Origin of the sequence: Pseudomonas helleri (assembly GCF_009600315.1) — a bacterium.
GTDB lineage: Bacteria > Pseudomonadota > Gammaproteobacteria > Pseudomonadales > Pseudomonadaceae > Aquipseudomonas > Aquipseudomonas helleri_A.
Genome location: NZ_WIWC01000023.1, coordinates 34,459 through 57,564, shown reverse-complemented (window position 1 = coordinate 57,564; position 23,106 = coordinate 34,459). Strand labels below are relative to the sequence as shown.

Annotated in this window: 24 protein-coding genes; 13 read left to right on the top strand and 11 right to left on the bottom strand. The window is 58.5% G+C overall.

What is annotated here, in order from left to right; all coding sequences use genetic code 11:
• Positions 1 to 76 precede the first annotated feature (76 nt).
• The gene (locus GHN86_RS14675) at positions 77 to 970 is read left to right on the top strand and encodes a LysR family transcriptional regulator (RefSeq protein ID WP_153382037.1); all 894 of its coding nucleotides are present in this window, start codon (positions 77 to 79) and stop codon (positions 968 to 970) included.
• A gap of 17 nt (positions 971 to 987) precedes the next feature.
• Positions 988 to 1,593 carry a tRNA-uridine aminocarboxypropyltransferase gene (locus tag GHN86_RS14670; protein WP_153382039.1) on the top strand — a complete coding sequence of 202 codons (606 nt, stop codon included), beginning with the start codon at positions 988 to 990 and terminating at the stop codon, positions 1,591 to 1,593.
• Positions 1,594 to 1,725: 132 nt separating this feature from the next.
• On the opposite strand, the gene GHN86_RS14665 is transcribed toward GHN86_RS14670, so the two are convergent.
• Together GHN86_RS14665 and GHN86_RS14660 are read right to left on the bottom strand one after the other, a co-directional pair.
• Positions 1,726 to 2,124 carry a YbaN family protein gene (locus GHN86_RS14665; protein WP_323369520.1) on the bottom strand — a complete coding sequence of 133 codons (399 nt, stop codon included), beginning with the start codon at positions 2,122 to 2,124 and terminating at the stop codon, positions 1,726 to 1,728.
• Positions 2,125 to 2,128: 4 nt separating this feature from the next.
• Positions 2,129 to 2,716, bottom strand: a complete 588-nt coding sequence (locus GHN86_RS14660) for a YecA family protein (protein WP_153382041.1) — start codon at positions 2,714 to 2,716, stop codon at positions 2,129 to 2,131.
• A 271-nt stretch (positions 2,717 to 2,987) separates the two neighbouring features.
• On the opposite strand from GHN86_RS14660, the gene recQ reads away from it, so the two are divergent.
• Together recQ and GHN86_RS14650 are read left to right on the top strand one after the other, a co-directional pair.
• Positions 2,988 to 5,117 (top strand): DNA helicase RecQ, encoded by a 2,130-nt coding sequence (gene recQ, locus GHN86_RS14655; protein ID WP_153386799.1) that lies wholly within the window; start codon positions 2,988 to 2,990, stop codon positions 5,115 to 5,117.
• Positions 5,118 to 5,233: 116 nt separating this feature from the next.
• Complete coding sequence (locus GHN86_RS14650) at positions 5,234 to 5,668, top strand: MarR family transcriptional regulator (RefSeq protein ID WP_153382045.1); 435 nt, start codon at positions 5,234 to 5,236, stop codon at positions 5,666 to 5,668.
• 54 nt (positions 5,669 to 5,722) lie between these two features.
• On the opposite strand, the gene GHN86_RS14645 is transcribed toward GHN86_RS14650, so the two are convergent.
• A complete protein-coding gene (locus GHN86_RS14645) occupies positions 5,723 to 7,906 on the bottom strand; it encodes a patatin-like phospholipase family protein (RefSeq protein WP_153382047.1) in 2,184 nt (727 codons plus the stop codon).
• Between the two features lie 70 nt (positions 7,907 to 7,976).
• Here GHN86_RS14645 and GHN86_RS14640 point away from each other — a divergent pair, with 70 nt between their 5' ends.
• Complete coding sequence (locus GHN86_RS14640; RefSeq protein ID WP_122783896.1) at positions 7,977 to 8,264, top strand: SelT/SelW/SelH family protein; 288 nt, start codon at positions 7,977 to 7,979, stop codon at positions 8,262 to 8,264.
• Here the strand turns inward: GHN86_RS14640 and GHN86_RS14635 are convergent.
• The 3 genes from GHN86_RS14635 to GHN86_RS14625 all read right to left on the bottom strand — a co-directional run bounded on the left by GHN86_RS14635 (position 8,258) and on the right by GHN86_RS14625 (position 11,460).
• A complete protein-coding gene (locus GHN86_RS14635; RefSeq protein ID WP_153382049.1) occupies positions 8,258 to 9,148 on the bottom strand; it encodes a DMT family transporter in 891 nt (296 codons plus the stop codon). The two genes, GHN86_RS14640 and GHN86_RS14635, sit on opposite strands and share 7 nt — an antisense overlap.
• Positions 9,149 to 9,225: 77 nt before the next feature.
• Complete coding sequence (locus tag GHN86_RS14630) at positions 9,226 to 9,984, bottom strand: AraC family transcriptional regulator (protein ID WP_153382052.1); 759 nt, start codon at positions 9,982 to 9,984, stop codon at positions 9,226 to 9,228.
• Between the two features lie 21 nt (positions 9,985 to 10,005).
• Complete coding sequence (locus tag GHN86_RS14625) at positions 10,006 to 11,460, bottom strand: TrkH family potassium uptake protein (RefSeq protein ID WP_153382054.1); 1,455 nt, start codon at positions 11,458 to 11,460, stop codon at positions 10,006 to 10,008.
• 118 nt (positions 11,461 to 11,578) lie between these two features.
• Between GHN86_RS14625 and GHN86_RS14620 the strand changes: the two genes are divergently transcribed.
• The gene (locus tag GHN86_RS14620) at positions 11,579 to 12,139 is read left to right on the top strand and encodes an NAD(P)H nitroreductase (RefSeq protein WP_153386797.1); all 561 of its coding nucleotides are present in this window, start codon (positions 11,579 to 11,581) and stop codon (positions 12,137 to 12,139) included.
• 264 nt (positions 12,140 to 12,403) lie between these two features.
• On the opposite strand, the gene GHN86_RS14615 is transcribed toward GHN86_RS14620, so the two are convergent.
• From GHN86_RS14615 to GHN86_RS14595, 5 genes are all read right to left on the bottom strand, one after another.
• On the bottom strand, positions 12,404 to 13,738 hold the full coding sequence (locus tag GHN86_RS14615) for a HAMP domain-containing sensor histidine kinase (protein ID WP_323369522.1): 1,335 nt from the start codon (positions 13,736 to 13,738) through the stop codon (positions 12,404 to 12,406).
• A 78-nt stretch (positions 13,739 to 13,816) separates the two neighbouring features.
• Positions 13,817 to 14,248: a Spy/CpxP family protein refolding chaperone gene (locus tag GHN86_RS14610; RefSeq protein ID WP_153382060.1), complete on the bottom strand. Its 432-nt coding sequence runs from the start codon at positions 14,246 to 14,248 to the stop codon at positions 13,817 to 13,819.
• Between the two features lie 150 nt (positions 14,249 to 14,398).
• Positions 14,399 to 15,076, bottom strand: a complete 678-nt coding sequence (locus GHN86_RS14605; protein WP_153382062.1) for a response regulator transcription factor — start codon at positions 15,074 to 15,076, stop codon at positions 14,399 to 14,401.
• A 61-nt stretch (positions 15,077 to 15,137) separates the two neighbouring features.
• Positions 15,138 to 15,437 (bottom strand): YciI family protein, encoded by a 300-nt coding sequence (locus tag GHN86_RS14600; protein ID WP_153382064.1) that lies wholly within the window; start codon positions 15,435 to 15,437, stop codon positions 15,138 to 15,140.
• A 1-nt stretch (position 15,438) separates the two neighbouring features.
• Complete coding sequence (locus tag GHN86_RS14595) at positions 15,439 to 16,041, bottom strand: septation protein A (protein WP_323369523.1); 603 nt, start codon at positions 16,039 to 16,041, stop codon at positions 15,439 to 15,441.
• An 84-nt stretch (positions 16,042 to 16,125) separates the two neighbouring features.
• Between GHN86_RS14595 and GHN86_RS14590 the strand changes: the two genes are divergently transcribed.
• From GHN86_RS14590 to GHN86_RS14560, 7 genes are all read left to right on the top strand, one after another.
• A complete protein-coding gene (locus GHN86_RS14590) occupies positions 16,126 to 16,989 on the top strand; it encodes a PHP domain-containing protein (protein WP_323369524.1) in 864 nt (287 codons plus the stop codon).
• 13 nt (positions 16,990 to 17,002) lie between these two features.
• Positions 17,003 to 17,635, top strand: a complete 633-nt coding sequence (locus tag GHN86_RS14585) for an L-threonylcarbamoyladenylate synthase (protein WP_314489739.1) — start codon at positions 17,003 to 17,005, stop codon at positions 17,633 to 17,635.
• 122 nt (positions 17,636 to 17,757) lie between these two features.
• Positions 17,758 to 18,456: a segregation and condensation protein A gene (locus GHN86_RS14580; protein WP_194286279.1), complete on the top strand. Its 699-nt coding sequence runs from the start codon at positions 17,758 to 17,760 to the stop codon at positions 18,454 to 18,456.
• Positions 18,457 to 18,468: 12 nt separating this feature from the next.
• Complete coding sequence (gene scpB, locus GHN86_RS14575) at positions 18,469 to 19,422, top strand: SMC-Scp complex subunit ScpB (RefSeq protein WP_153382071.1); 954 nt, start codon at positions 18,469 to 18,471, stop codon at positions 19,420 to 19,422.
• Between the two features lie 36 nt (positions 19,423 to 19,458).
• The gene (locus GHN86_RS14570; protein ID WP_153382073.1) at positions 19,459 to 19,650 is read left to right on the top strand and encodes a DUF1289 domain-containing protein; all 192 of its coding nucleotides are present in this window, start codon (positions 19,459 to 19,461) and stop codon (positions 19,648 to 19,650) included.
• 123 nt (positions 19,651 to 19,773) lie between these two features.
• Positions 19,774 to 20,967, top strand: coding sequence for a 23S rRNA pseudouridine(2605) synthase RluB (gene rluB / locus GHN86_RS14565; RefSeq protein ID WP_153386795.1), 1,194 nt, complete (start codon positions 19,774 to 19,776; stop codon positions 20,965 to 20,967).
• A gap of 716 nt (positions 20,968 to 21,683) precedes the next feature.
• Complete coding sequence (locus tag GHN86_RS14560; RefSeq protein WP_153382905.1) at positions 21,684 to 23,105, top strand: amino acid permease; 1,422 nt, start codon at positions 21,684 to 21,686, stop codon at positions 23,103 to 23,105.
• Position 23,106: the final 1 nt, after the last annotated feature.

Below are 23,106 nucleotides of genomic sequence, written 5' to 3'. Positions count from 1 at the left end.
TGCCCCCTCTCCCTCTGGGAGAGGGTTGGGGTGAGGGCAAGCCACACCGCCGATCTGAAATAAGCCCGGAGCCCGTATGGCCAACGCTTTACCCGACCTGAAACTATTGCGAATATTTACCAGCGTTGTTCGCCATCAAGGCTTTGCCAATGCACAGCAGGCGCTCAACCTGTCCACCTCGGCGATCAGTACCTATATGAGTCAGCTGGAGGCCAGTCTGGGTCTGGTGTTGTGCCATCGCGGCCGAGGCGGGTTCAGCCTGACCAGCAAGGGTGAGCTGTTCCATCAGGAAACCCTGCGCCTGTTGGGCGAACTGGAAGGTTTTGAACAATACGCGGCGGCGCTCAAAGGTGAATTACGCGGCACCTTGAACCTGGGGGTCATCGACTCAACCGTCAGCGACAAAGCCTTGCCGTTTGCCGAAGCGATTGGTGCCTACAGTCAGGAGCACCCGGCGGTTCACCTGCATTTATCGGTGATGAGCCCCTACGAACTGCAATTGGGGGTGCAGGACAACCGCCTTGATTTGGCCATTGGCGCATTTTCGTCACGCATGAGCGGGTTGCTCTATCAACCGCTGTACCGCGAACAACACTGGCTGTATTGCAGTAGCCGTCATCCACTGTTTGTCGAGCGTCGCATCCCTGAGCCAGTGATCACCCAGCAGCGCATGGTCGGTCGGGGTTACTGGAGTCAGGCCGAGCTGGCGCGTCATGGCTTCAAGCACAGCGCCGCCACAGTCGACAGCATGGAGGCACAACTGATTCTGGTGCTGTCGGGCGCTTACATCGGTTACTTGCCCGAACACTACGCCGAACCTTGGGTAGAAAAGGGCGACTTGCGCGTGCTGTTGCCTGCGACCTTTGGCTATCAGGCGCCTTTTTCAATGATCGTACGCCGGGGCCGTAGCCGTGAGCCGCTGATCCAAACGTTCCGCGACCTGTTGAAAGCGCAACTTAATCCACTTTGACCGAGAATTTTACTTCCATGTCCCGAGCTCAATGCTCTCGTTGCATGCGCCCGCAAACCCACTGCTTGTGCGCCTTGATCCCGCAACTGGATAGCCGCACACGGGTGTTGCTGTTGCAGCACCCCAGCGAAGTCAGTCATGCGCTGAACACGGCGCGACTGGCCGCATTGGGATTAACTCATGCGCAATTGCGCGTAGGGGAAGTGTTCGATGATCTTGATCAGTTGATTAACCAGCCGGGGTATCAGGCTCGGCTGCTGTTTCCGGGCGAAGACACGCAGGTGCTCACTGCGTATGAGTTAGCGGATAAAAGCCTGCCGCTGTTGTTGGTGGTGCCCGATGGCACTTGGCGCAAGGTGCGCAAATTGCTGCACCTCAACCCTATGCTGGCGCAATTGCCTCGCGTCACGTTGCCGCAAGGCGCGGTGTCGCGTTATCGGCTGCGCAAGGCACCGGGGCCGGGCGCGCTGTCAACGCTGGAAGCGATCGTGCAAGCACTGGAAATTCTTGAAGCGCCGACGTCGTTTGCACCGCTGCTACGCCCGTTTGAAGCGTTGATCGAAGGTCAGATCGAGGCCATGGGCGCTGAAACCTATGAGCGCAATCATGGTGATAAACACTGAGCGCCTCGATTTCTTCGTAGCAGCTGTCGAGCTCAGCGTGGCTGCGTCCGAGGACGAAGTGCTCGTTATGCGGCTGCTTCGCACCCGAACGCGGCCTCGTTTCACTCGTCCGCTGCTACGAATGGAGAGGGATCAGGGCTTTTCGAGGGTTTTCTGGCGCAGGATGTAGATCGTCACCAACACAGCACTGGTCAGCATGAAGCCTCGCGCCCACAGCAGCGGCACCAGGTAGCAAGACAGCCCGATACTTAGCCACATCAGACCAATGGCATAGACCTTGCCCTTGAGAGGAATGCCATTGCCGTCCAGATAATCGCGGATCCAGGGGCCCAGACGTGGGTGGTCAACCAGCCACTGATAAAAGCGCGGCGAACTGCGCGCAAAACACGCGGCGGCCAGTAACAGAAAGGGGGTGGTGGGTAAAACAGGAAGGAAGATGCCAATCACCCCCAGCGTTACGCTCAGCCAGCCGATGGCAAACAGAACGTAACGCAGCAACCGTGGACGGTTACTCAGAGAGGGCGGTGCCACAGAATCAGTGGTGACGTGGCTTGAGGATCGCCGGCTTTTCGTCAGGGGCCTGGCACAGCAGGAACAGGGCGGTCAGCGCTTCAGGGATTTGCACGATCATGTCGTCCATCAGGTTGGCGTCCTGAGCGATGTCGGCGAACTCGGGTTGATCGTCGAACAAGCCCGAACCGACCATGATCGGCAGCAGCATTTCGCTGACTTCTTCTTCTGCGGTTTCAAACCAGGCGGCTTCGCGCATGAACACGCCTTCCATGAAACCGATGCACCAGCCGCGCAGGTCAGAGTCATCCGGCTCGTCGCCCAGGTCGAGGTCACACGGCAGCTCGAACTCTTCGTCGGCGGCCAATTGACGGGCAATGTGCGCCTTGAGTTGGATCAGGGTCGCTTCGATCTCTTCGCGCTGGGCGTCGTCTTTGTAGTTTGGAGTTTCGGAGAAGATGGCATCAATCCACTCGCGCTCCGGCACTTCTTCGGAACAGATGGACAAGGCAGTCAGGAAGCCGTGAGTGGCCACGTAGTCCAGCGCCTCGTCATGCAGCTCGTCGGCGTCGAGGAAGGCTTGCAGGCGGGTTAGTTGCTCAGCGAAGGACATTAAAGGACTACCTAGTAAATAAACAATGCCGAATTCTAGGCTTTCTTGAGCGTTCAAGCCAGTCGCAGCGCACATTTGCTGTGACTTCCCGGCGATCGGCAGGGCAATTACAGCGCCCTGCACGCAGGAGCGCTCGGGTATACTGCCGCGTTTTGTGATGCCCTGCGATCAATCCGGCATATTCCGCGTCTCGTGCCCGAGCTTTTAACAGAGCTTGCGGCCGGCCGGGTCGCCTGTTTGCAGGGGTGTTTCGACGATTTCTGGAGTTTTTATGCTCGAACAGGCTCAACGCGTACTCAAAGACATCTTCGGCTACGACAGTTTCCGTGGCCGTCAGGGTGACATCATTGAGCGCGTGGCCAACGGTGGCGACGCCTTGGTGTTAATGCCTACCGGCGGCGGTAAGTCCTTGTGCTTCCAGGTGCCCGCGCTGTTGCGCGATGGCCTGGCCGTCGTCGTTTCGCCGCTGATTGCCTTGATGGACGATCAAGTGGCCACGCTGGAAGAGTTGGGGGTGGCGGCGGCCGCTTTGAATTCCACGCTGAGCGCCGAGCAGCAGCGTGATCTGGCCAACCGCATCAAGCGCGGTGAAGTCAAAATGCTCTACCTGGCACCAGAGCGTCTGGTGCAGCCGCGCATGATGGCGTTTTTGCAGAGCCTGGACATTGCCTTGTTCGCCATCGACGAAGCTCACTGCGTGTCTCAGTGGGGGCATGACTTCCGTCCTGAGTATTTACAACTGGGTCAGTTGGCCGAGGTGTTCCCCACGGTTCCGCGCATCGCTCTGACCGCTACCGCCGACAAGCGCACCCGCGAAGAAATCGTCACCCGGCTGCACTTGCAAAACGCCGAGCGCTTTTTGTCGAGCTTCGACCGCCCCAATATTTTTTACCGCATCGTGCCTAAAGAGCAGCCGCGCAAGCAATTGCTGGCGTTTCTGTCGGAACGGCGCAGCGATGCGGGCATTGTGTACTGCCTGTCGCGTAAAAAAGTTGATGAAGTGGCGCAGTTCCTCTGCGCTCAGGGCTTCCCGGCATTGCCGTACCACGCAGGCCTGCCCAGCGAAACCCGTGCGGCCAACCAGAAGCGCTTCCTCAATGAGGAGGGCCTGATCATGGTCGCCACCATTGCGTTCGGTATGGGCATCGACAAGTCCAACGTACGCTTTGTGGCGCACCTGGATTTGCCAAAATCCCTTGAAGCTTATTACCAGGAAACCGGCCGGGCAGGGCGTGATGGCTTGCCCGCCGATGCGTGGATGGCCTACGGCCTGCAAGACGTGGTGATGCTCAAGCAAATGCTGCAAAACTCCGAAGGCGACGAGCGACACAAGTGGCTGGAGCACCACAAGCTCGACGCCATGCTGGCGTTGTGCGAAGAGACCCGCTGCCGTCGTCAGACCTTGCTCGCCTATTTCGACGAAGAGATGCCGCAACCTTGCGGCCATTGCGACAACTGTGTTGACGGCGTGCAAACCTGGGACGCCACCGAACCAGCGCGTCAGGCCTTGTCTGCGGTCTACCGCACGGGCCAGCGTTATGGCACTGGCCACCTGATCGACGTGTTGTTGGGCCGCGAAAACGAAAAAATCCGCAGCATGGGTCATGAGCGCCTTGCCGTTTTCGGTGTAGGTAAAGCTCGTGCGGAAGGCGAGTGGCGCACCTTATTCCGGCAATTGGTCGCTCGCGGTCTGGCGGACATTGATATAGAAGGCTATGGCGGTTTGCGCCTGAGCGACAGCTGTCGGCCGTTGCTGCGCGGCGAAGTCAGCCTGGAGCTGCGCCGCGAGCTTAAGCCGCAAACATCGGTCAAAAGCACTTCCGCCAGTCCAGCCAGCCAGCTGGTGCGGGGTGAAGAGCGCGAACAATGGGAAGCGCTGCGCGCCTTGCGCCGCAAGCTGGCCGAAGAACACGGCGTGCCGCCTTACGTCATCTTCCCCGACTCGACCTTGCTCGAAATGCTGCGCAGTCAACCTGGCACTCTTTCCGAAATGGCCACCGTCAGCGGCGTGGGCGCACGCAAACTGGAACGTTACGGCGAGGCCTTCCTCGAAGTGCTGGCCGGTCAGGCTGAAACGCCGAAAGTTGTGGCCGATATCCGTCACGAATTGATCAGCCTGGCCCGCGCCGGTATGACCCCTCTACAAATTTCCGGGCAGTTGCAGTGTTCTGAAAAGAACGTTTACACGATGTTGGCTGAAGCCATTGGGCGTCAGGAACTGTCGTTGGAGCAGGCGCTGGATTTGCCGGAAGAGTTGATGGCTGAAGTGCAAGATGCCTTCCTGGACGGTGAAGGCGAATTGCCAAGCGTTGCCAGCATTGCCGAGCAATTCAAGGGACGCGTACCGGAGGGTGTGCTGTATTGCGTGCGTGCGGCACTGCAAGCAGAGTTCGAGATGTAATGTTTTAGTGGTTAGTAACGAATCATTGACTTGAGGGTCTTGCCTATGAACCAACTCCATGCTTAGCTGGCTAATAATTATTTCAATCAATTTTTAGTCTAACCATTGAGTTTTTTATGCCTTTAACCGATCAACACCGCTTTGGCATGCAATTGGCCCAAATGTCCCGCGGCTGGCGTGCCGAACTCGATCGACGTCTAGCCGGTCTGGGTTTATCGCAGGCTCGCTGGTTAGTGCTGTTACACCTTGCGCGATTTGAAGAAGCCCCGACTCAGCGCGAGCTGGCACAAAGTGTCGGGGTGGAAGGTCCGACACTGGCCCGTCTGCTCGACAGCCTTGAGGCTCAAGGTTTGGTTCAGCGGCATGCCGTGGCTGAAGATCGCCGTGCCAAAAAGATTGTTCTCGGTGATTCTGCTCGGCCATTGATCGCGCAGATCGAAGCCATTGCTTCAGCGTTGCGTGAAGAACTGTTTGTGGGCGTTGATGAAGAAGAGCAGCGCATCTGCCAGCGTGTTCACAAACGCATTCTGGAAAACCTCGAGAAGCAGTGATCAGTTGCTGCACCCCAGCGCCGTTCTGTTCAGAGCGGCGCGCATCAGGCCGCTTTAAAACGTCTGGCCCAAATTCAGATACAGCGCTTTTTGATCATCATCGTTAAACCCGTAGCTGAAATTGAGCGGGCCCAGCGGTGTGTCGAAACCGATAAAAATGCTCGCCGCATTGATATAGCCGCTGTCAAAGTCATTGTCGTTGTTCCATGCCCGCCCGCGTTCCAGTGAGGCACCGGCATACAACGGGAAATCAAAGGGCAGGTATGAGCGCGGTGTCAGGCGACGGTAGTACACGGCCCTCATCAGGCTGATGTTTTGCCCGGAGATAGCGTCCTGTCTAAACCCTGACAGCTGCCGTGCGCCACCCAGCAGGAAGCTTGAGGTCACGACCTCGGCCTTGTCCAGCGTGCGGCCGTAGCGTCCGCCCAGAATCCAGGTGTCAGGGCCGTAACTCAAGGCCTTGTCCAGATGAAATTCCCATTGTCGATAACGATCGTCAGAACCCAGCGCCGGATCGAATTGGCGCACACTCAGGCCGATGTCATAGCCCGAGTGCGGGAAATAGACGTTATCCAGCGAATCGAATGAGTATTTGATGTCATAAAACCCCTCATTGAAGCTGGTGCTCGGCAAATCATGATCGCCAATGCGTACGTCAGCTTTGCCCCAGGCCTCGCCAATGCCCAGTCGGATCTCACCGCTGTTGCCGATCTGGCGTCCCAGATTCAACCCGAACCCGTAACGCTCCAGCCGGTATTCAGCGATGGGGTCGTTGTCGAGGATGGATTCCACGTTCTGTGATTGTGCATTGATGTACGGCGCCACAAAGTAGCGCGAGCCAACATCAAGAGGTTGATAGAACTCGCTGTAGAGTTCTTGCTTGTCGCCGATCTGCACCCGCGTCAGCCATTCTGCGCCCAGTCGGTTGATCCCGTTGACCCGGTAACTGGCGCCCAGATTAAACGCACTGTCGCCGCGCATGTCGTCCGACAGGTTGAGCCCCAGGCGCAGGAAGTCGGTGCCGCTGCGTTTGGCCCGGGCGCTGATCACCAGCGTGCGCTCCTTCCCCTTGTGGACGACGCGGTACTGCACCTGATCAAAGTAGTCGAGCCCGTACAGGGTGCCCATATCCCGTTGCAAGCGGGCAAGATCCAGCGGTTCGCCCACGGGTTGGCGAATGTAATAGCGGATCACCGCGTCGTCTATTTTCGAGTCATTCTCAATCTTGACCGCGGTAATCACCGGGGTGCGTTCTTCCGCTGTGCGGGCAATGTCGAGTTGCACGTCAGCCGGGTGGCGCAAATCGGCCAGACGCGGTGCCAGCGCCTGTGTTGCGCGATAGCCGGCGCTGATGATGTCTTGCGAACGGCCAAAATCAGTGGCGCCAATAGCGCTCAGCGCAGGCTGGATCAAAATGTCGTCCGGAGTCAGCGAGGCCAGTTGCACCTCGGAGTTGCTGCGGGTCATCAGCGTGGTGGACTGGTTGAGGATGTCGAATACCGTGGTGAGTTGCTTGCGCGGGCGCAGCGGGGTGCCGATATCGACCACGATCACTCTGTCCACGCCCATTTCGCGGGCCACGTCCACCGGGATGTTGTCGACCATGCCGCCGTCAACCAACAACTGGCCGTTGATTTCCACCGGCGCAAACACGGCCGGAATCGACATGCTGGCCCGTATGACTTGCGGCAAGTGACCTTTGCGAAACACAACTTTGTCGCCGTTGACGATGTCGGTCGCTACGGCGCGAAAAGGGATGGGCAGTTTGTCGAAGTCGCGAATGTCACTGCTGTGGGCCAACAAGCTTTCGAGCAACAGCGACAGGTTTTGCCCTTGAATGACCCCTAGTGGCAAACCGAGGCTGCCATCGTCGCGGAAACTCAGTTTTTGCCTGACCAGAAAGTCGCGGTCATCCTGTTTACGTCGGAAGGGGATGTCTTCGCGGGGCGGATCGTCTGACAGGGCTTCTTGCCAGTCGATATCCAGTGCGAGCTTTTCCAGTTCGTCGATCTTGTAGCCCGAGGCATACAGACCGCCGATCACCGCGCCCATGCTGGTACCTGCGATAGCGTCGACACGGATGCCTTGCTCTTCAAGGGCCTTGAGCACACCTACGTGGGCGAGGCCACGGGCTGCGCCTCCGGAGAGCACCAGGCCGATTTTTGGCTGTGGTTTTTCGACGGCAAACAGTGCCATAGGGCATAAACACAGAAGCAGGCAAATCAGCAGGCGGCGCATCATGAATCTCTGGGCAAGCGACAAAGGCGGCTATTATAGCGGCGCCTTTCTTTCAGGAGCCTGTGAAATGATGCCCGTCAGCAAACCCGAAATCGTGATTACCTACTGCACCCAATGCCAATGGCTGCTGCGTGCAGCCTGGCTGGCGCAGGAACTGCTGAGCACCTTTGCCGAAGACCTGGGCCGGGTCGCGCTGGAACCCGCGACGGGCGGGGCTTTTCGCATTACCTGTGACGGCGTGCAAATCTGGGAGCGCAAGACCGATGGCGGCTTCCCGGAAGCCAAGGTGCTCAAGCAGCGGGTGCGCGACCAGATTGATCCGCAGCGTGATCTTGGGCACAACGACCGGGTTCAGTGAGCGCCAGCGTCCAGTACCGGTTTTGCAGGTACGCCGCTGCCCATGCGGCTCGACACCACAATGGCCGCAATGATCAGCGCGCCGCCCAGTAGCATGCGTGCGGTCGGGGTTTCGTGGAACAACAACCAGGCCAAGGTGATGCCGTACACCGGCTCCATGGCAAACACCACCGCGGCGGTGCGGGCCTTGATCACCGCCAGGCTGGCGACAAACAGGCTATGGGCCACCCCCGTGCAAAAGATGCCGAGCAAGGCGATCCAGACCCAGTCCAGCGGACGCACCTCAGGCAGGCCCGGTGCCGCGAAGGGCAGTAGGCAGAGCGCGACAACGGCGTTTTGCCACAGTGCTGCCTGCACGGCAGGCAAGCGCCCCGAGTGGGCGCGATTGTTCAGCGACAGCAGCGAAAACAATAAGCCTGAAGCCACGGCCCACAACAGACCTTCAGTGGCCTGACTGGCGAGGTCAAAGGTCGGGGTGACGAGAATCAGCCCGGCGCTGACCGCCAGCACCAGCAGAATTTCGTTGGCGCGGATGCGTTCGCGAAAAATCAGCCCTTCGAGGATCACGGTAAACGCTGGAAAGCTGGCAAACCCCAAAGTGGCAATGGCCACCCCGGCCACTTTGACCGATACAAAAAAACTCACCCAGTGCCCGGCCAGCAGCAGTCCGCTGATCAGCAAGCCACGTGCATCGCGCAGTGTGGGCATTTGCCAGCGTGTCTGTTTGGTCAGTGCGCCAAAGCACGCCAGCGCCAGTACCGCGAACCCGGCACGGCCAAACACAATAATCGAGGCTGAGGCGCCAGCCAGTTTGCCGAATACGCCGGTAAGGCCAAACATCAACGCGCCAATATGCAGGGCGCCCAGTGCGGTACGCGGAGTCATTGCAATCCTTAAGTCGACACAGGCAAGGCAGGCAGTCTAAAGCGCGGGGAGGGCGGCTGTCTGTCGCGAGACTGGCGTCAGTTGTCGCCACACTCGCGGCGCAGCGCGGAAGGTGAGGCGCCGAACTCACGCAGCATGGCTGCAGCAAAGGCGCTTTGCGACGCGTATCCGACCCGACTGGCGACTTCACCAATGGGCAGCGTGCTCTGGCGCAGTAGCGTCAAAGCGCTGCGCAGGCGACGCTGACGGAGGTAGTCCATGGGTGTTTGAGCGCATTCACTGATAAAGCGACTGTGTAAGCGGGCGCAGGACAAACCGGCAATTCGGGCCAGATCAGCGACCTGCAAGGGGTAGGCGGCATTTTGTTCGATGTAGGCATCCAGCGCGGCATAGGGCAGGCGTTTCGGTTGGGCCTGCTCGGTGGCAAGGTTGTTGAGGCTGGCCAGCAATAGAATCGCGCCTTGGTGGGCAATCAGCGGATCACTCACCGGGCTGTTGGCGAGCCAGTTGACCAGCGTGTGTTGCCCATGATCGAGGGGCAAGTGGCTGGGGGTATCGAGCAGGCGGCGACTGGCCTGAGCGTGAGCACCCAGTGATTGACCGAGCCAGTTCTCGCCTGGCACATCGAGCACCAGGCAACGGCTGCCTTGCGGGCTGCCGCAGGTATGGTGAGCACCAGCGGGGATGACCATCAGGTGTTGCTGTTGCAACACGCTGGCGCGACCCTCAACCTCGAAATCCAGCTTGCCGGACAGACTGATCACCACCTGCGCATGCTCATGGCTGTGGGTTAAAACGTCATGACGGTAAGTGCGCAGTGACAGGATTGAGCCCATGATGATCTCGCCGCTATTAATTTAGTGCCGCCAAAAAGCCGGGATACACAACACGAATACGGTAATGATCTCCAGACGTCCGAGCAGCATGCCCAGTGACAGAATCCATTTGGCCGCATCGGGCAGGGTGGCGAAGTTGCCGGACGGCCCGATGGTTTCGCCCAGTCCCGGCCCCACACCCGATACGGTACTGGCCGCGCCGGTCAAGGCGGTCATCCAGTCCAGTCCGAGCAAGGACAGCGCCAGGGCAATCACGCAGATGGTGATGGCGAAGAAGAACGAGAACGTCAGAATCGAGCGCACGATTTCTTCATCGAGACGGTGTCCGTTGTACTTCTGTTTGATCACCGCACGGGGGTGGATCAGTTGGTTAAGGTTAGCCTTGAGCAGGATGTAAGCGACTTGAAAGCGGAAAATCTTGATCCCGCCTGCCGTGGAACCCGAACACCCGCCGATAAACCCCAGATAGAAGAACAGCATTAGCGAGAAATTGCCCCACAGGCTGTAGTCGCCCAGCGCAAAGCCGGTGGTGGTCACAACCGAGGTGACGTTCAGCGCCACATGCCGAAAGGCATCCCAGTAAGGCATGTTGGTGGTCCACCACAGCCAAGTGCCGAGCACAAACCAGGTCACCACCAGTAGGCCAAGCAGCCCTTGTACCTGTTGGTCCTTGATCAATGCCCGGCGATGGCCGCGCAGGGTGGCGACATAGAGGGTGAAGGGCAGGCTGCCCGATATCATCACCACGATGGCGACCCAGTGCACGGCAGGTTGCGACCATTTTGCCAGCGACAGGTCCGAGGTTGAAAAGCCCCCGGTGGAAATGGCGGACATGGCGTGGTTGATCGCGTCGAACACGCTCATGCCGGCCCACCAGAATGCCAGACTGCCCAGAATGGTGATGCCGACATACGTGGCCACAATCAGGCGAGCCACCATGTGCGAGCGGGGCATGACTTTTTCGGAGCGGTCAGACGATTCGGTCTGGAACAGGCGCATGCCGCCGATTCGCAGCAGCGGCAAAATGGCTACTGCCATGCCGATAAAGCCGATGCCGCCCAGCCAGTGCAGCATTGAGCGCCACATCAAAATGCCGGGGGACATGGTGTCCAGCCCGCTGAGCACGGTGGAACCGGTGGCGGTAATGCCGGACATGCTTTCGAAGAATGAGTCGGTATAGCTGATGTGCTGAGTCAGCAAAAACGGCAGCGCGGCAAAGATGCCCACCACCACCCAGCTGGTCACCGTCAACAGGTACATGTCCCGAGGACGCAGGTGGACCTGCTCGGGGCGACCGGGCAGTACCAGCGCCAAACCGGCGAGAAAAGTAATCAGGCTGGCCCACAAAAAGGAAGGCAGATCGCCCATGCGGTCGAAAATGACCAGCGTGAGCATGGGTACTGACATGCTGACGGCGAGCGTAATCAGGAAGATGCCGATGATAAAACCGATGATGCGTAAGGTCGGCAACGCCATGAATTCAGCTCGGGATTGAAGTGGGGCGCCATTCTACCTGTGGGGAGGGCTATGTAAACCGCCTGCCTGCCAGGAGTTACCGTTAGAATAGCTGCACATTTTATTCAGGAGGTAGCCCATGCAGGCTCTCGACGCTTTGCTCAACCGTGTTTCTGTCCCGCGCCTGCTTGACCCAGCGCCCACCGCTGAGCAACGTGAAGTGCTGTTTGCGGCTGCCTTGCGTGCTCCGGACCATGGTCAGTTGCGGCCTTACCGGTTTTTGACGATAGAAGGTGATGCGCGCAATCAGTTGGGTGAAATCCTTGCGCAAGCGGTACAGGCGCAACCGGGAGAGGTGACTCAAGCCGCGCTGGACAAGGCCCGCGCCATGCCATTGCGTGCGCCGTTGGTGGTGGTCGTAATCGCACGCTTGCAGGACCACTTCAAGGTGCCAAAGTCGGAGCAATTGATTACGGCGGGCTGTGCCGCCCATGCCATTGAATTGGCTGCTTATGCGCAGGGCATTGGTGCGGTATGGCGTACGGGCGAGTTGTCGTATGCGCCGCGGGTGGCTGAAGGGCTGGGCTTGGTCGAAGGTGAGGAAGTGGTCGCGTTCTTGTACCTGGGCACGCCGCAGAATGAACTGCGCACGGCGCCGAAAGTTGATAGTGCTGAGTTTGTGCAGGTGTGGTCGGTGTAAGAGGCGTTACCCTCTCCCAGAGGGAGAAGGGGACTGATCGCGCGGGGCTTCAAGAACGCCATGAGCAGGCGCCACCCTCACCCTAACCCTCTCCCAGAGGGAGAGGGGACTGACCGCGCGGGGCTTCAAGAACACCATGAGCAGGCGCCACCCTCACCCTAGCCCTCTCCCAGAGGGAGAGGAGACTGACCGCACGCGGCTTCAAGAACACCTCAAATCAGCTCCCTCTCCCTCTGGGAGAGGGTTGGGGTGAGGGTTTTGACCTCAAACGCTCCCGTTAGGCTCCAACGGCAGTTCAAGCGTTGCCACAAATCCGCCCTGCGGATGATTGCCCAGCACCAGTCGCCCGCCATGACGTTCTGCAGCACGCCGCGCAATCGCCAGCCCCAGGCCATGCCCCGCAGCCGTCTGGCCGGGTGCACGGAAGAACGGTTCACCCAGTTGCGTCAGGTGCTCTTGCGCCACCCCCGGCCCGTGATCACGCACATTGATCACGATGTGGTCGCCTTCACGCAACGCAGTCAGCTCAATCGGCTCTCCCGCCGGGTTGAAGCGTTGTGCGTTGCGCAGCAGGTTATCGACAGCGCGTTCAATCATCGTCGGCCACCCTGTGAGATGTAATCCGGCTTCGGCGTTGAGTTCAACGACTTGCCCAGGCGCAGCCAGCGAGGCGTCTTTTTGCACCGTATGGAGCAGCCCATTGAGGTCAACAGGTTCAGCGCTCGCTTGATCCGCATCGACCCGCGCCAGCGTCAAAATTTCACTGATCAATGACTCCAGTCGGTCGCACTCGCGGGTCAATCGCGGCCACAGTTTTTCACGCTCCTCAGGGCTGGCGCGCTCGGCCAGTGCCAACGCAATGCGTAAACGGGCCAAAGGCGAGCGCAATTCATGAGACACGTCACGCAATAGCTGCCGCTGGCTGCCTATCAGGCTTTGCAGGCGTGCACCCATGCGGTTGAAGTCGGTGGCCAGTACCCCGAACTCGTCACGGCGCGATGCCAATTGCGCCAGGCTGTTTTGTTGGTAGGTGGTTTGCCCCAGATCATGCACGGCGACACGCAGACGGCTCAGCGGACGGGTGATCGACAGCGTGACGAGCAAACTGAACAGCGTCAGCACCACCAGCGCAATGCCCAGCGCACTCAATGGCCAGATCAGGCTTTGCCGGTGCCAGGCTTCCAGCTCGGGATTGGGGATACGGTAAATCAGCAAGTAGGTTTCTGACGTTTTCGGGCTGGTGTATTCAACGGTCAGGCGGCGCCAGGGCAATTGCTGCTCGCCCGGTTGCTGGCGGGCTTCCCACACGGCGGCCCGGCGCGGAAAGGTGCCACGCACCAGCGGATCGCCACTTTCGTTCAGTACTTGTACGTCAATGTGGTAACGACGCTTGCGCCGTTCAAGAAATTCTTGCGCCGCATCGGCGCCTTGGGTTTCGTAGCGCTCAGTCCATTGTTGCGCCAGATTGGCGATGCCGGGGTGGCGGCTGAGAATCCAGGTGTCCTGATTCAACATGTGCCCCAACAGGATCGAAAGCCCTGCGACCAAGGCTATTGCCAGCCAAAAGCTGGCCAGAATGCGCCAGAACAGTGATCGCACGGTAATTCCTCTCAGGTCATGGACGTAAACGAGTAAAGCCCAACGACCGGAGGCCGTTGGGCTTTGTCAGCGCAGCGATTATTGCGCTTTTGGTGCTTTTGATGCTTTCCAGTCTTTGAACTCTTTCCACTCGGCTTGACGCTCAGCGCGTTGCTTTTGCATCTCGTCGAAGCGTTTTTGCTGTTCAGGTTTCAGCAATGCACGGATCTCGCTTTGAGTCTTGTCGTGCTTGGCTTTCATTTCGTCTTTCAGCGCTTTCTGGTCTGCCGCTGGCAGTTTTTCCAGGTACTTCTCGACCAGTTGTTTACGGTCGTGCATTTGCTCGCCCATCAGCTTGCGAATTTCCTGACGCTGTTCGCGGGTCAGGTCAAGCTGGCTATAAGGCGCGTCGCCGCGACCGTGGTGGTCACCGCCGTGACGTGGACCCATTGGGCCATCGCCACCTGGCGCGGCCATTGCGACGGTTGGCAGTGCTGCAGCAAACATCAGAGCAATTAGAGTCTTACGCATGGTGTGTCTCCTTTCGTACGGTTCCGGTGAATCCGGATGTGCTCAGTGTAGAGCGCGCAAGGTCAACCGCTGTCAGTCATGCGTAAAGGTTATGTAAAGAGGTTTTTTTCTGTATTTACAATGCGTTGCGCAATGACTGCTTCAGACTGTTCAAGCGCTGTAGAAATAGCCGCGACCACGCAACGCAACAATGCGCGGGCTACCGTCCGGATGAGGACCTATCTTTTTGCGCAGGTTGCTGACATGCATGTCCAGACTGCGGTCATACAGGGTCAGTTTGCGGCCCAGGGCTATTTGCGCCAGTTCCTGTTTGTCCAGCGGTTCGCCGGGCTGGCGCAGCAACGCTTCAAGCAAGCGGCTTTCAGACACTGTGAGGGTAATATCGCGACCGTCTATCGTAGCCACGCCACGCATCGGGCTGAAACACAGGTCGCCCAGCTCCAGCTGGCTGGAGACGGCAGTCGGGTGGCTGCGGCGCAGTACGGCGCGCAGGCGGGCGGTCAACTCGCGGGGATCACAGGGCTTGGCCAGATAATCATCGGCGCCCAGTTCCAGCCCCAGAATGCGGTCCAGCGGTTCGCCACGGGCTGACAACATCAGCACGGGTAAGTCAGGGTGATCGCTGCGCAGTTGTTTGAGCAGCTCAAGACCGCTGCCATCGGGCAGCATCACATCCAGTACCACGGCGTCAGGGCTGGTTTCGGCTAATGCCTTGCGTGCGCTCAGACCATCGTGACAAGCACGGACCTGAAAGCCTTCCTGGCTCAACCAGCTGCTCAGAAGCTCACACAGCTCCTGGTCATCATCTATCAGTAACAGGTCGCTCATGGCGTACTCAGTTCAGCCGGCGCCGCGTTGCTCACGCGGACGCCGTCAGGGAGGCCGCGAACTACGGCAGGACTTGCTTGAAAGGCTTGACGCTGACAGAGGCGTAAACGCCAGCGGCGACGTAAGGGTCAGCCTCTGCCCACGCGTTGGCGGCGCTCAGGGACTCGAATTCGGCCACAATCAGGCTGCCGCTGAAACCGGCTGCACCGGGATCATTGCTGTCGATGGCCGGATTGGGGCCCGCCAGCACGATGCGGCCTTCTGCTTTAAGCTGTTGCAAACGCTCAAGGTGAGCAGGGCGTGCAGCCATGCGGGCTTCGAGCGAATTGGCGACGTCAGTGGCAACGATTGCGTAGAGCATGTCAGTCCTCGGATTTTGTGTTGGTCGGTGCTGAATCGGCGTCATGCAGATGGCGCGACAGGTAGATACCCTGAGCGACCAGGAACAGCAGGGTCATGCCCAGGCTGCCGAATACCTTGAAGTCGACCCAGATGCTCTGGTAAGTGAAGGCCACAAACAAGTTGGCCGCGCCACAAAACAGGAAAAACCCGATCCAGGCGAGGTTCAAGCGAGTCCAGATGGCATCGGGCAGGGTCAATGCGTGACCCATGATGCGTTTGATCAGCAGTTTGTCGCCGATAAAATGGCTACCGGCAAACGCCAGTGCAAACAGCCAGTTCACCACCGGGGCTTTCCATTTAAGGAAAGTTTCGCTGTGAAAGGCCAGCGTCAGGCTGCCGAACACAAGGCAGGCGATCAGCGTCAGCCATTGGCTCTTTTCCAGCTTGCGCTGTTTGAAAAACAAAAAGCCGTAGACCACCACAGAGCTGATGATCAGCATGGCCGTGGCGCTGTAAATGCCGCCGATTGACAGGTCGTGACCTGCAATATCGACGATGCGTGGTTCGATTTTGTAAACGATGAAAAACAGTAGCAGCGGGATGAAGTCGATGAATTGTTTCACAGTGGCAGCCAGAAGCAGGATGTGGCGGCATAATAACAAACATCAATGACAGCGAAAGTGTCAGCTAGAGGTTATTAAATTCCCGTGGAAATTGACTTGCATTGCCATAGCACGGCGTCTGATGGCGCGTTGGCGCCTGCGGTACTGGTTGCGCGTGCGTTCGAGAAAGGTGTGCGAGTGCTGGCCCTGACCGACCACGACACCCTTGAAGGTCTGGACGAGGCCCGTGAAGCCGCGATGGCGTTGAACATGACGTTGGTCAATGGCGTTGAATTGTCCTGTACCTGGGGCGGTGCGACGATTCATGTGCTCGGTTATGGCTTTGACGTGAATGCGCCGGCGCTGGTCGAGGCGATTGCCAAGCTTCATGACGGCCGTTGGCTGCGGGCTGAAGAAATCAGCCGCAAGCTGGCGCTCAAAGGCATGCCCGGCGCACTTGAAGGCGCGCGGGCCATCCAGCAAACCTTGGGCGACAGCGGCAATGCGCCGGCCCGCCCGCACTTTGCCGACTTTCTGGTCGAGGCCGGGTACGTCAAGGACCGCGCCGAAGCGTTTCGCAAGTGGCTGGGCGCGGGCAAGTTGGGCGACGTCAAGTTGCACTGGCCGACCCTTGAAGACACCGTCGCCACCCTGCGTGCAGCGGGCGCCTGGATCAGCCTGGCGCACCCGTCGCACTACGATTTCACCCGCAGCAAGCGTCGTCGGCTGATTGGCGACTATATTCAAGCTGGGGGTCACGCGATAGAAGTGGTCAACGGGCATCAGCCGGCTGAACAAGTCGGTGGTCTGGCGATTCTGGCGCGTGAGTTCGGTCTGCTGGTCAGTGCCGGCAGTGACTTTCATGGCCCGGGAGGATGGTCCGAGATCGGCGAGTACCGCCCCATTCCGGACGATTTGCCGCCGTTGTGGCGTCGATTCAAATTAGAACCGCCCGTGGCCAACGTCTGAACAGGGAAACACTGTGAGCCAATTTTTCCAGATTCATCCGGAAAATCCGCAACCGCGGTTGATCAAACAAGCCGTAGAAATTATCAAAAAGGGTGGGGTGGTGGTGTATCCCACCGATTCGTCCTATGCCGTGGGCTGTCAGATTGGTGACAAACACGCCATCGACCGCATCAAACGCCTGCGTAATCTGGACGACAAACACAACTTCACCCTGATGTGCTGCGACCTGTCGCAACTGGGGTTGTTCGCCAAGGTCGAAACCGGCGTGTTCCGCTTGCTCAAAGCCCATACGCCAGGGCCTTACACCTTCATTCTCAATGCGACCCGCGAAGTGCCACGCTTGCTGCTACATCCCAAGCGCCGCACCATCGGTATGCGCGTGCCGCATCACCCGATTGCCTTGGCGTTGCTGGAGGAACTGGGTGAGCCGCTGATGAGCGTCACCTTGATCCTGCCGGGCGAAACAGAGCCACTGGAAGACCCGGATCTGATCCGTGAAAAGCTGGATAAGCATGTCGACCTGATCATTGATGGCGGCTTTGGGGGGCATAAAGCCTCCACGGTCATCAATCTGGTCGATGCGGATGACCCCTATGTGGTGCGGGTCGGATGCGGTGATCCAACGCCGTTTATGGTTGAGGCCTGATGTCTGACGTAGAAACCGTTGAGCAAGATCAAGCGGGCGCCCAGCAAGAACTGCCGTTTGCGATGGTGTATGGCCAGGCCGTTATCGAAATGCCGCTGGACCTGTACATCCCGCCGGATGCGCTGGAAGTGTTTCTCGATGCGTTCGAAGGCCCGCTTGACCTGCTGCTGTACCTGATTCGCAAGCAGAACATCAACATCCTCGATATTCCGGTGGCGGAAATTACCCGTCAGTACATGGGTTATGTCGAGCTGATGAAAACCGTGCGTCTGGAGCTGGCGGCCGAGTATCTGGTGATGGCCGCCATGCTGGCGGAGATCAAGTCGCGCATGCTGTTGCCGCGTTCAGCCGAAGTCGAGGAAGACGAAGGCGACCCGCGGGCCGAATTGATCCGGCGGTTGCAGCAATACGAGCGATTCAAGGCCGCGGCAGAAGGTTTGGACGGGTTAAGCCGGGTAGGGCGCGATGTGATCGTGCCCAAGCTGGATGCACCCGAGGCGCGTGCGCGCAAGCTGGTACCCGATGTGGCGCTCGAAGAGTTGCTGATGTCGATGGCTGACGTGTTGCGCCGCAGTGACATGTTCGAGAGCCACCAGGTCAGCCGCGAAGCGTTGTCCACCCGTGAACGGATGAGTGATGTACTGGAGCGCCTCAAAGGCGGCGGTTTTGTGCCGTTTGTTGAGCTGTACACGGTCGAGGAAGGAAGGCTGGGCGTCGTTGTGACCTTTATGGCCATTCTGGAGTTGGTCAAAGAGCAACTGATTGAACTGGTGCAGAACGAGCCGTATGCGGCGATCCATGTGCGGGCGAAAGCCGAATAAAGAGCTGAAACCATGAATTTGACTGAACCCCGCGAGCTGGCCCCCTTGCTTGAGGCCTTTTTATTGGCTTCGGGAAAGCCGCAAAGCCTTGAACGTTTGTTCGAGCTGTTTGAAGAGGGCGAGCGCCCCGAGCCGCCCGTGTTCAAAAAAGCCCTTGAATTACTGCGTAAATCCTGTGATGGGCGGGCGTTTGAGCTTAAAGAAGTTGCCTCGGGCTATCGCCTGCAAATCCGCGAAAAGTATTCGCCGTGGGTGGGTCGTCTGTGGGAAGAGCGCCCGCAGCGCTACTCGCGCGCGATGCTCGAAACCATGGCGCTGATTGCTTACCGTCAGCCCATCACCCGCGGCGAGATTGAGGACGTGCGTGGCGTGGCGGTTAACAGTCACATCGTCAAAACCCTGCTGGAGCGTGAATGGATTCGTGTGGTGGGTTACCGCGAAGTACCGGGGCGACCGGCGATGTTTGCCACCACTAAAGGTTTTCTTGACCACTTCAACCTGAAAAACCTCGACGACTTGCCGCCTCTGGCAGAGCTGCGCGAATTGGAGCCGGACCCCATCCTCGACTTCGACGATGCCCCGGTACCCGCGCATTTGCAGGCGTTGGCCGACGAAAGTGCGGAGCCGGAAGAACCGAAGGACGAGACCAGCTTCCGTACGTTGCTGACGGAACTGGACTCCATGGAAGAAGGTCTTAAAACCGACTTTGATGACTTGTTGCGTGATGCGGTTGCCAGTGATGAGCCGCAAGCAGCCAGTGAAGAGCCAACGCCTGTGCCAGAGGCGCAACCTGAACCCGAGGCGCCGCCACTCGTGCAGCAACCGTCTGCGGCGGAGCTGGCCCGCGAGCGATTGCGCGCGGCAGTGGCTGCACTTGAGCAGCGCTCTGCCTTGAGCGACGAAGAGCTTGAGGCGCAAGCATTGGCCGACGCCATCGAGCAGGAGCGCCGCGAGTTGGAAGATTGACCGACGTTTACGTTCTTGGCTGCTGGGAGGTTAACCATGAGTTCAATCAAGGATCCCTGTATCGGCGTTTGCAAATTTGCTGACGATGTATGCCTTGGGTGCGGGCGCACCAAGCGTGAAGTCAAAGCCTGGAAGTCACTCGACAAGGATGAGAAGCGAGCCGTCGTCGCAGAATCAGCCTTGCGCTTGCTGGCGCTGCAAGCCACCGGTCGGCGGAAAAAGAAGTAAGCGTTGATGCGTAAAGCGCTGCATCAGCGTATGATTCGCGACCCTTCGGCGCTCGTTCGAGCGCCAGGACCCTTTTTAAGACCTCAGGCTGATGCCTGAATCGACACACCGGGAGGTGCCCAGATGAAAGATCTAGACCCTAAAGACAGCCAGGAAATTGGCCCAGCAGGCGAAAAACTGCAAAAAGTTCTCGCCCGTATTGGCGTGGGTTCGCGTCGCGACGTTGAGAGTTGGATCAGCCAGGGCCGCATCAAGGTCAATGGCAAGGATGCAACCCTGGGTCTGCGTGTTGACCTGCATGACGCCATTTCCATCGATGGCAAAGTGATCAAGCGTGAAGAAGCCGCCGAGTCGGTTCGCCGCGTGATCATGTACAACAAGCCAGACGGCGAAATCTGCACCCGTGACGACCCTGAAGGCCGTCCGACCGTATTTGACAAGCTGCCGCGTCCAAAAGAAGGTCGCTGGATCAACATCGGTCGTCTGGACATCAACACCACTGGTTTGCTGATGTTCACCACTGACGGTGAGCTGGCTAACCGCCTGATGCACCCTTCCTACGAAATGGACCGCGAATACGCGGTGCGTGTGCGTGGCGAAGTGGATGACGAGATGATCGAGCGCCTCAAGGCGGGCGTAGTGCTGGAAGACGGCCCTGCGCGTTTCACCGACATCAAGCAAGCACCGGGCGGCGAAGGTTTCAACCATTGGTACCACTGCGTGGTGATGGAAGGCCGTAACCGTGAAGTGCGTCGTTTGTGGGAATCCCAAGGGCTGGTAGTTAGCCGTCTGAAACGCGTACGTTTCGGCCCGGTGTTCCTCAACTCTGACCTGCCGATGGGTCGCTGGCGCGAAATGAGCCAGTACGAAGTTGACATTCTGAGTGCTGAAGTGGGCTTGACGCCGGTTGCCATGCCCGAGATGAATGCCAAGAGCAAAGACAAGCTTGAGCGTATGCAGCGTAAGTCGTCGCGTCCGGTGGCTCGCGTTGACCGCGTTGCACGCACCCTGCGCCCTGCTGAAGGTGCTCCGTTGGCGCCGCGTCCTGCGCGTCAGCCACACATCGAAGGCGAGCGTCCAGGCCGTCCGGCCCGTGACGAAGCTGCACGTCCTGCGCGCAAGCCGTCGGGTCGTACTGACCGTGTGCCTGCGGGTCGCGGTGCGCCTGTGGCCGAGCGTCCGAGCGAAATCAACAAGCGTCCTACCAAGCCGAGCCGTTCGGGCCCTAAATTGGTTGATGATGCACCGTCGGGCAAGCGTCGTGGCGCTCCGGCCGGTTCCGGCCAGCGTCCGGGCTTCGGTCGTCGCAAGCCGTAACAGGCTTTAAGCGGTACTAAAAACGCCAACCCCCTAAGGGGTTGGCGTTTTTTTATGCCTGCTGTGTAGCCGCTGCCGAAGGCTGCGTTCGGTTGCAAAGCAATCGTGAAATCATTTATCGCGGTGAATCAGAAAGACCTCGCGCTCAGGGTTTGCGCTTGCTTCGCAACCGGACGCAGCCTTCGGCAGCTGCTACGAGATTTAGCTTTTAAATATATGGAAAGTTTTCTTTACGCGTCGTCAATAAATCTATACAAATTCAGGCACTTATCGGCCAATTATGGCCTGTGCAGTCCCTCTGTAATGAAATGCTTCCGCTTATTTGGTTTGTGGGACAGTTCCTACATATTTTTTGGCTTGTTTCGTCTTGCCAGCAGCGGTGTGATGAGACCTTGCTTGCGTGCGGGTGTACAATGCGCCGCGTTTTAACTGTGACTCATTGGCGTACCCGCGCCTTTTGCGCCGCTCATGCTGCGCTGAACGGCCAGAACCCGAAGGCCTATCCGGCCTTGCCAATTCCGTGATGCCACAAGCATTGCGGGTTCGATTCCGTCACAGATAAAAACAAACAGGTGACGCATGACTCGTGAAACAACCTTGGATTCCTGGCGTCTGCGCTGGGGTTTGATTTGTGTTGTAGACCCTTCGATCACTGCCTCTGGTGCTCAAGCTACATCGCACTGAACGCCATCAAACCTTGTGTGGGACCTTTTTCAATGAGTGCAAATTCCTCGCATTCGGGCGAGCTTAAACGCGGCCTGAAAAATCGTCATATTCAACTGATCGCCCTGGGTGGCGCGATTGGTACTGGCTTGTTCCTCGGCTCGGCCGGGGTGCTTAAGTCCGCTGGCCCGTCGATGATTCTGGGCTATGCCATTTGCGGCTTTATCGCGTTCATGATCATGCGCCAGCTCGGCGAAATGATCGTCGAAGAGCCTGTGGCCGGCTCTTTCAGCCATTTCGCGCACAAATACTGGGGCGGTTTTGCCGGTTTCATGTCGGGCTGGAACTGCTGGGTGCTGTACATTCTGGTCGGCATGTCAGAGCTGACAGCCGTCGGTAAATACGTGCACTACTGGTGGCCCGAGATCCCGACCTGGGCCTCGGCCGCCGCCTTTTTCGTATTGATCAACGTGATCAACCTGACCAACGTCAAAGTGTTCGGCGAGGCCGAATTCTGGTTTGCAATCATCAAGGTCGTTGCCATTGTCGGCATGATCGCTCTGGGCAGCTACTTACTGGTCAGCGGCAGCGGCGGGCCTCAGGCTTCGGTCAGTAACCTGTGGGAACACGGCGGGTTCTTCCCGCACGGTATCACCGGGCTGGTGATGGCGATGGCCTTCATCATGTTCTCCTTTGGCGGTCTGGAAATGCTTGGCTTCACCGCCGCCGAGGCGGACCAGCCGCGCACTGTGATCCCCAAGGCGATCAATCAGGTGATCTACCGGATTCTGATTTTCTACATCGGCGCACTGGTGGTGCTGCTGTCTCTGACCCCGTGGGATTCACTGCTTGAAACCCTGAATGCCGGTGGCGACAGTTACAGCAGCAGCCCATTTGTTCAGGTGTTCTCGATGCTGGGCAGCAATACCGCGGCACACATCCTCAACTTTGTGGTGTTGACCGCAGCGTTGTCGGTGTACAACAGCGGCACTTACTGCAACAGCCGCATGCTGTTGGGCATGGCGCAACAGGGCGATGCACCGAAAGTGCTGGCCAAAATCGACAAGCGTGGCGTGCCCGTCAACTCGATTCTGGCGTCAGCTGCGGTGACGGTGATTGCCGTGTTGCTCAACTACCTGATGCCCCACGATGCGCTGGAGCTGCTGATGTCGCTGGTTGTGGCGACGTTGGTCATCAATTGGGCGATGATCAGCTTTTCGCACTTCAAGTTTCGCCAGCACATGGATAAAACCGGGCAAACCTCGCTGTTCAAGGCGCTGTGGTACCCGTACGGCAATTACATTTGCCTGGCATTCGTGGCGTTTATCCTGATTATCATGCTGATGATTCCGGGTATTCGCGTGTCGGTGTACGCGATTCCGGTGTGGGTGGTGTTTATGTGGGTGTGTTACCTGATCAAGAACAAGCGCGCCGGGCAGGCTTCGGCGGCGGGCTATAGTTCAGCGACCAAGTAAG

Bases quoted from the DNA above. Each gene is read 5' to 3' on its own strand.
- GHN86_RS14675 (WP_153382037.1), top strand. From the start codon at position 77: ATGGCCAACGCTTTACCCGACCTGAAACTATTGCGAATATTTACCAGC.
- GHN86_RS14670 (WP_153382039.1), top strand. From the start codon at position 988: ATGTCCCGAGCTCAATGCTCTCGTTGCATGCGCCCGCAAACCCACTGC.
- GHN86_RS14660 (WP_153382041.1), bottom strand. From the start codon at position 2,716: ATGTCCTTCGCTGAGCAACTAACCCGCCTGCAAGCCTTCCTCGACGCC.
- recQ (WP_153386799.1), top strand. From the start codon at position 2,988: ATGCTCGAACAGGCTCAACGCGTACTCAAAGACATCTTCGGCTACGAC.
- GHN86_RS14650 (WP_153382045.1), top strand. From the start codon at position 5,234: ATGCCTTTAACCGATCAACACCGCTTTGGCATGCAATTGGCCCAAATG.
- GHN86_RS14645 (WP_153382047.1), bottom strand. From the start codon at position 7,906: ATGCGCCGCCTGCTGATTTGCCTGCTTCTGTGTTTATGCCCTATGGCA.
- GHN86_RS14640 (WP_122783896.1), top strand. From the start codon at position 7,977: ATGCCCGTCAGCAAACCCGAAATCGTGATTACCTACTGCACCCAATGC.
- GHN86_RS14635 (WP_153382049.1), bottom strand. From the start codon at position 9,148: ATGACTCCGCGTACCGCACTGGGCGCCCTGCATATTGGCGCGTTGATG.
- GHN86_RS14630 (WP_153382052.1), bottom strand. From the start codon at position 9,984: ATGGGCTCAATCCTGTCACTGCGCACTTACCGTCATGACGTTTTAACC.
- GHN86_RS14625 (WP_153382054.1), bottom strand. From the start codon at position 11,460: ATGGCGTTGCCGACCTTACGCATCATCGGTTTTATCATCGGCATCTTC.
- GHN86_RS14620 (WP_153386797.1), top strand. From the start codon at position 11,579: ATGCAGGCTCTCGACGCTTTGCTCAACCGTGTTTCTGTCCCGCGCCTG.
- GHN86_RS14610 (WP_153382060.1), bottom strand. From the start codon at position 14,248: ATGCGTAAGACTCTAATTGCTCTGATGTTTGCTGCAGCACTGCCAACC.
- GHN86_RS14605 (WP_153382062.1), bottom strand. From the start codon at position 15,076: ATGAGCGACCTGTTACTGATAGATGATGACCAGGAGCTGTGTGAGCTT.
- GHN86_RS14600 (WP_153382064.1), bottom strand. From the start codon at position 15,437: ATGCTCTACGCAATCGTTGCCACTGACGTCGCCAATTCGCTCGAAGCC.
- scpB (WP_153382071.1), top strand. From the start codon at position 18,469: ATGAATTTGACTGAACCCCGCGAGCTGGCCCCCTTGCTTGAGGCCTTT.
- GHN86_RS14570 (WP_153382073.1), top strand. From the start codon at position 19,459: ATGAGTTCAATCAAGGATCCCTGTATCGGCGTTTGCAAATTTGCTGAC.
- rluB (WP_153386795.1), top strand. From the start codon at position 19,774: ATGAAAGATCTAGACCCTAAAGACAGCCAGGAAATTGGCCCAGCAGGC.
- GHN86_RS14560 (WP_153382905.1), top strand. From the start codon at position 21,684: ATGAGTGCAAATTCCTCGCATTCGGGCGAGCTTAAACGCGGCCTGAAA.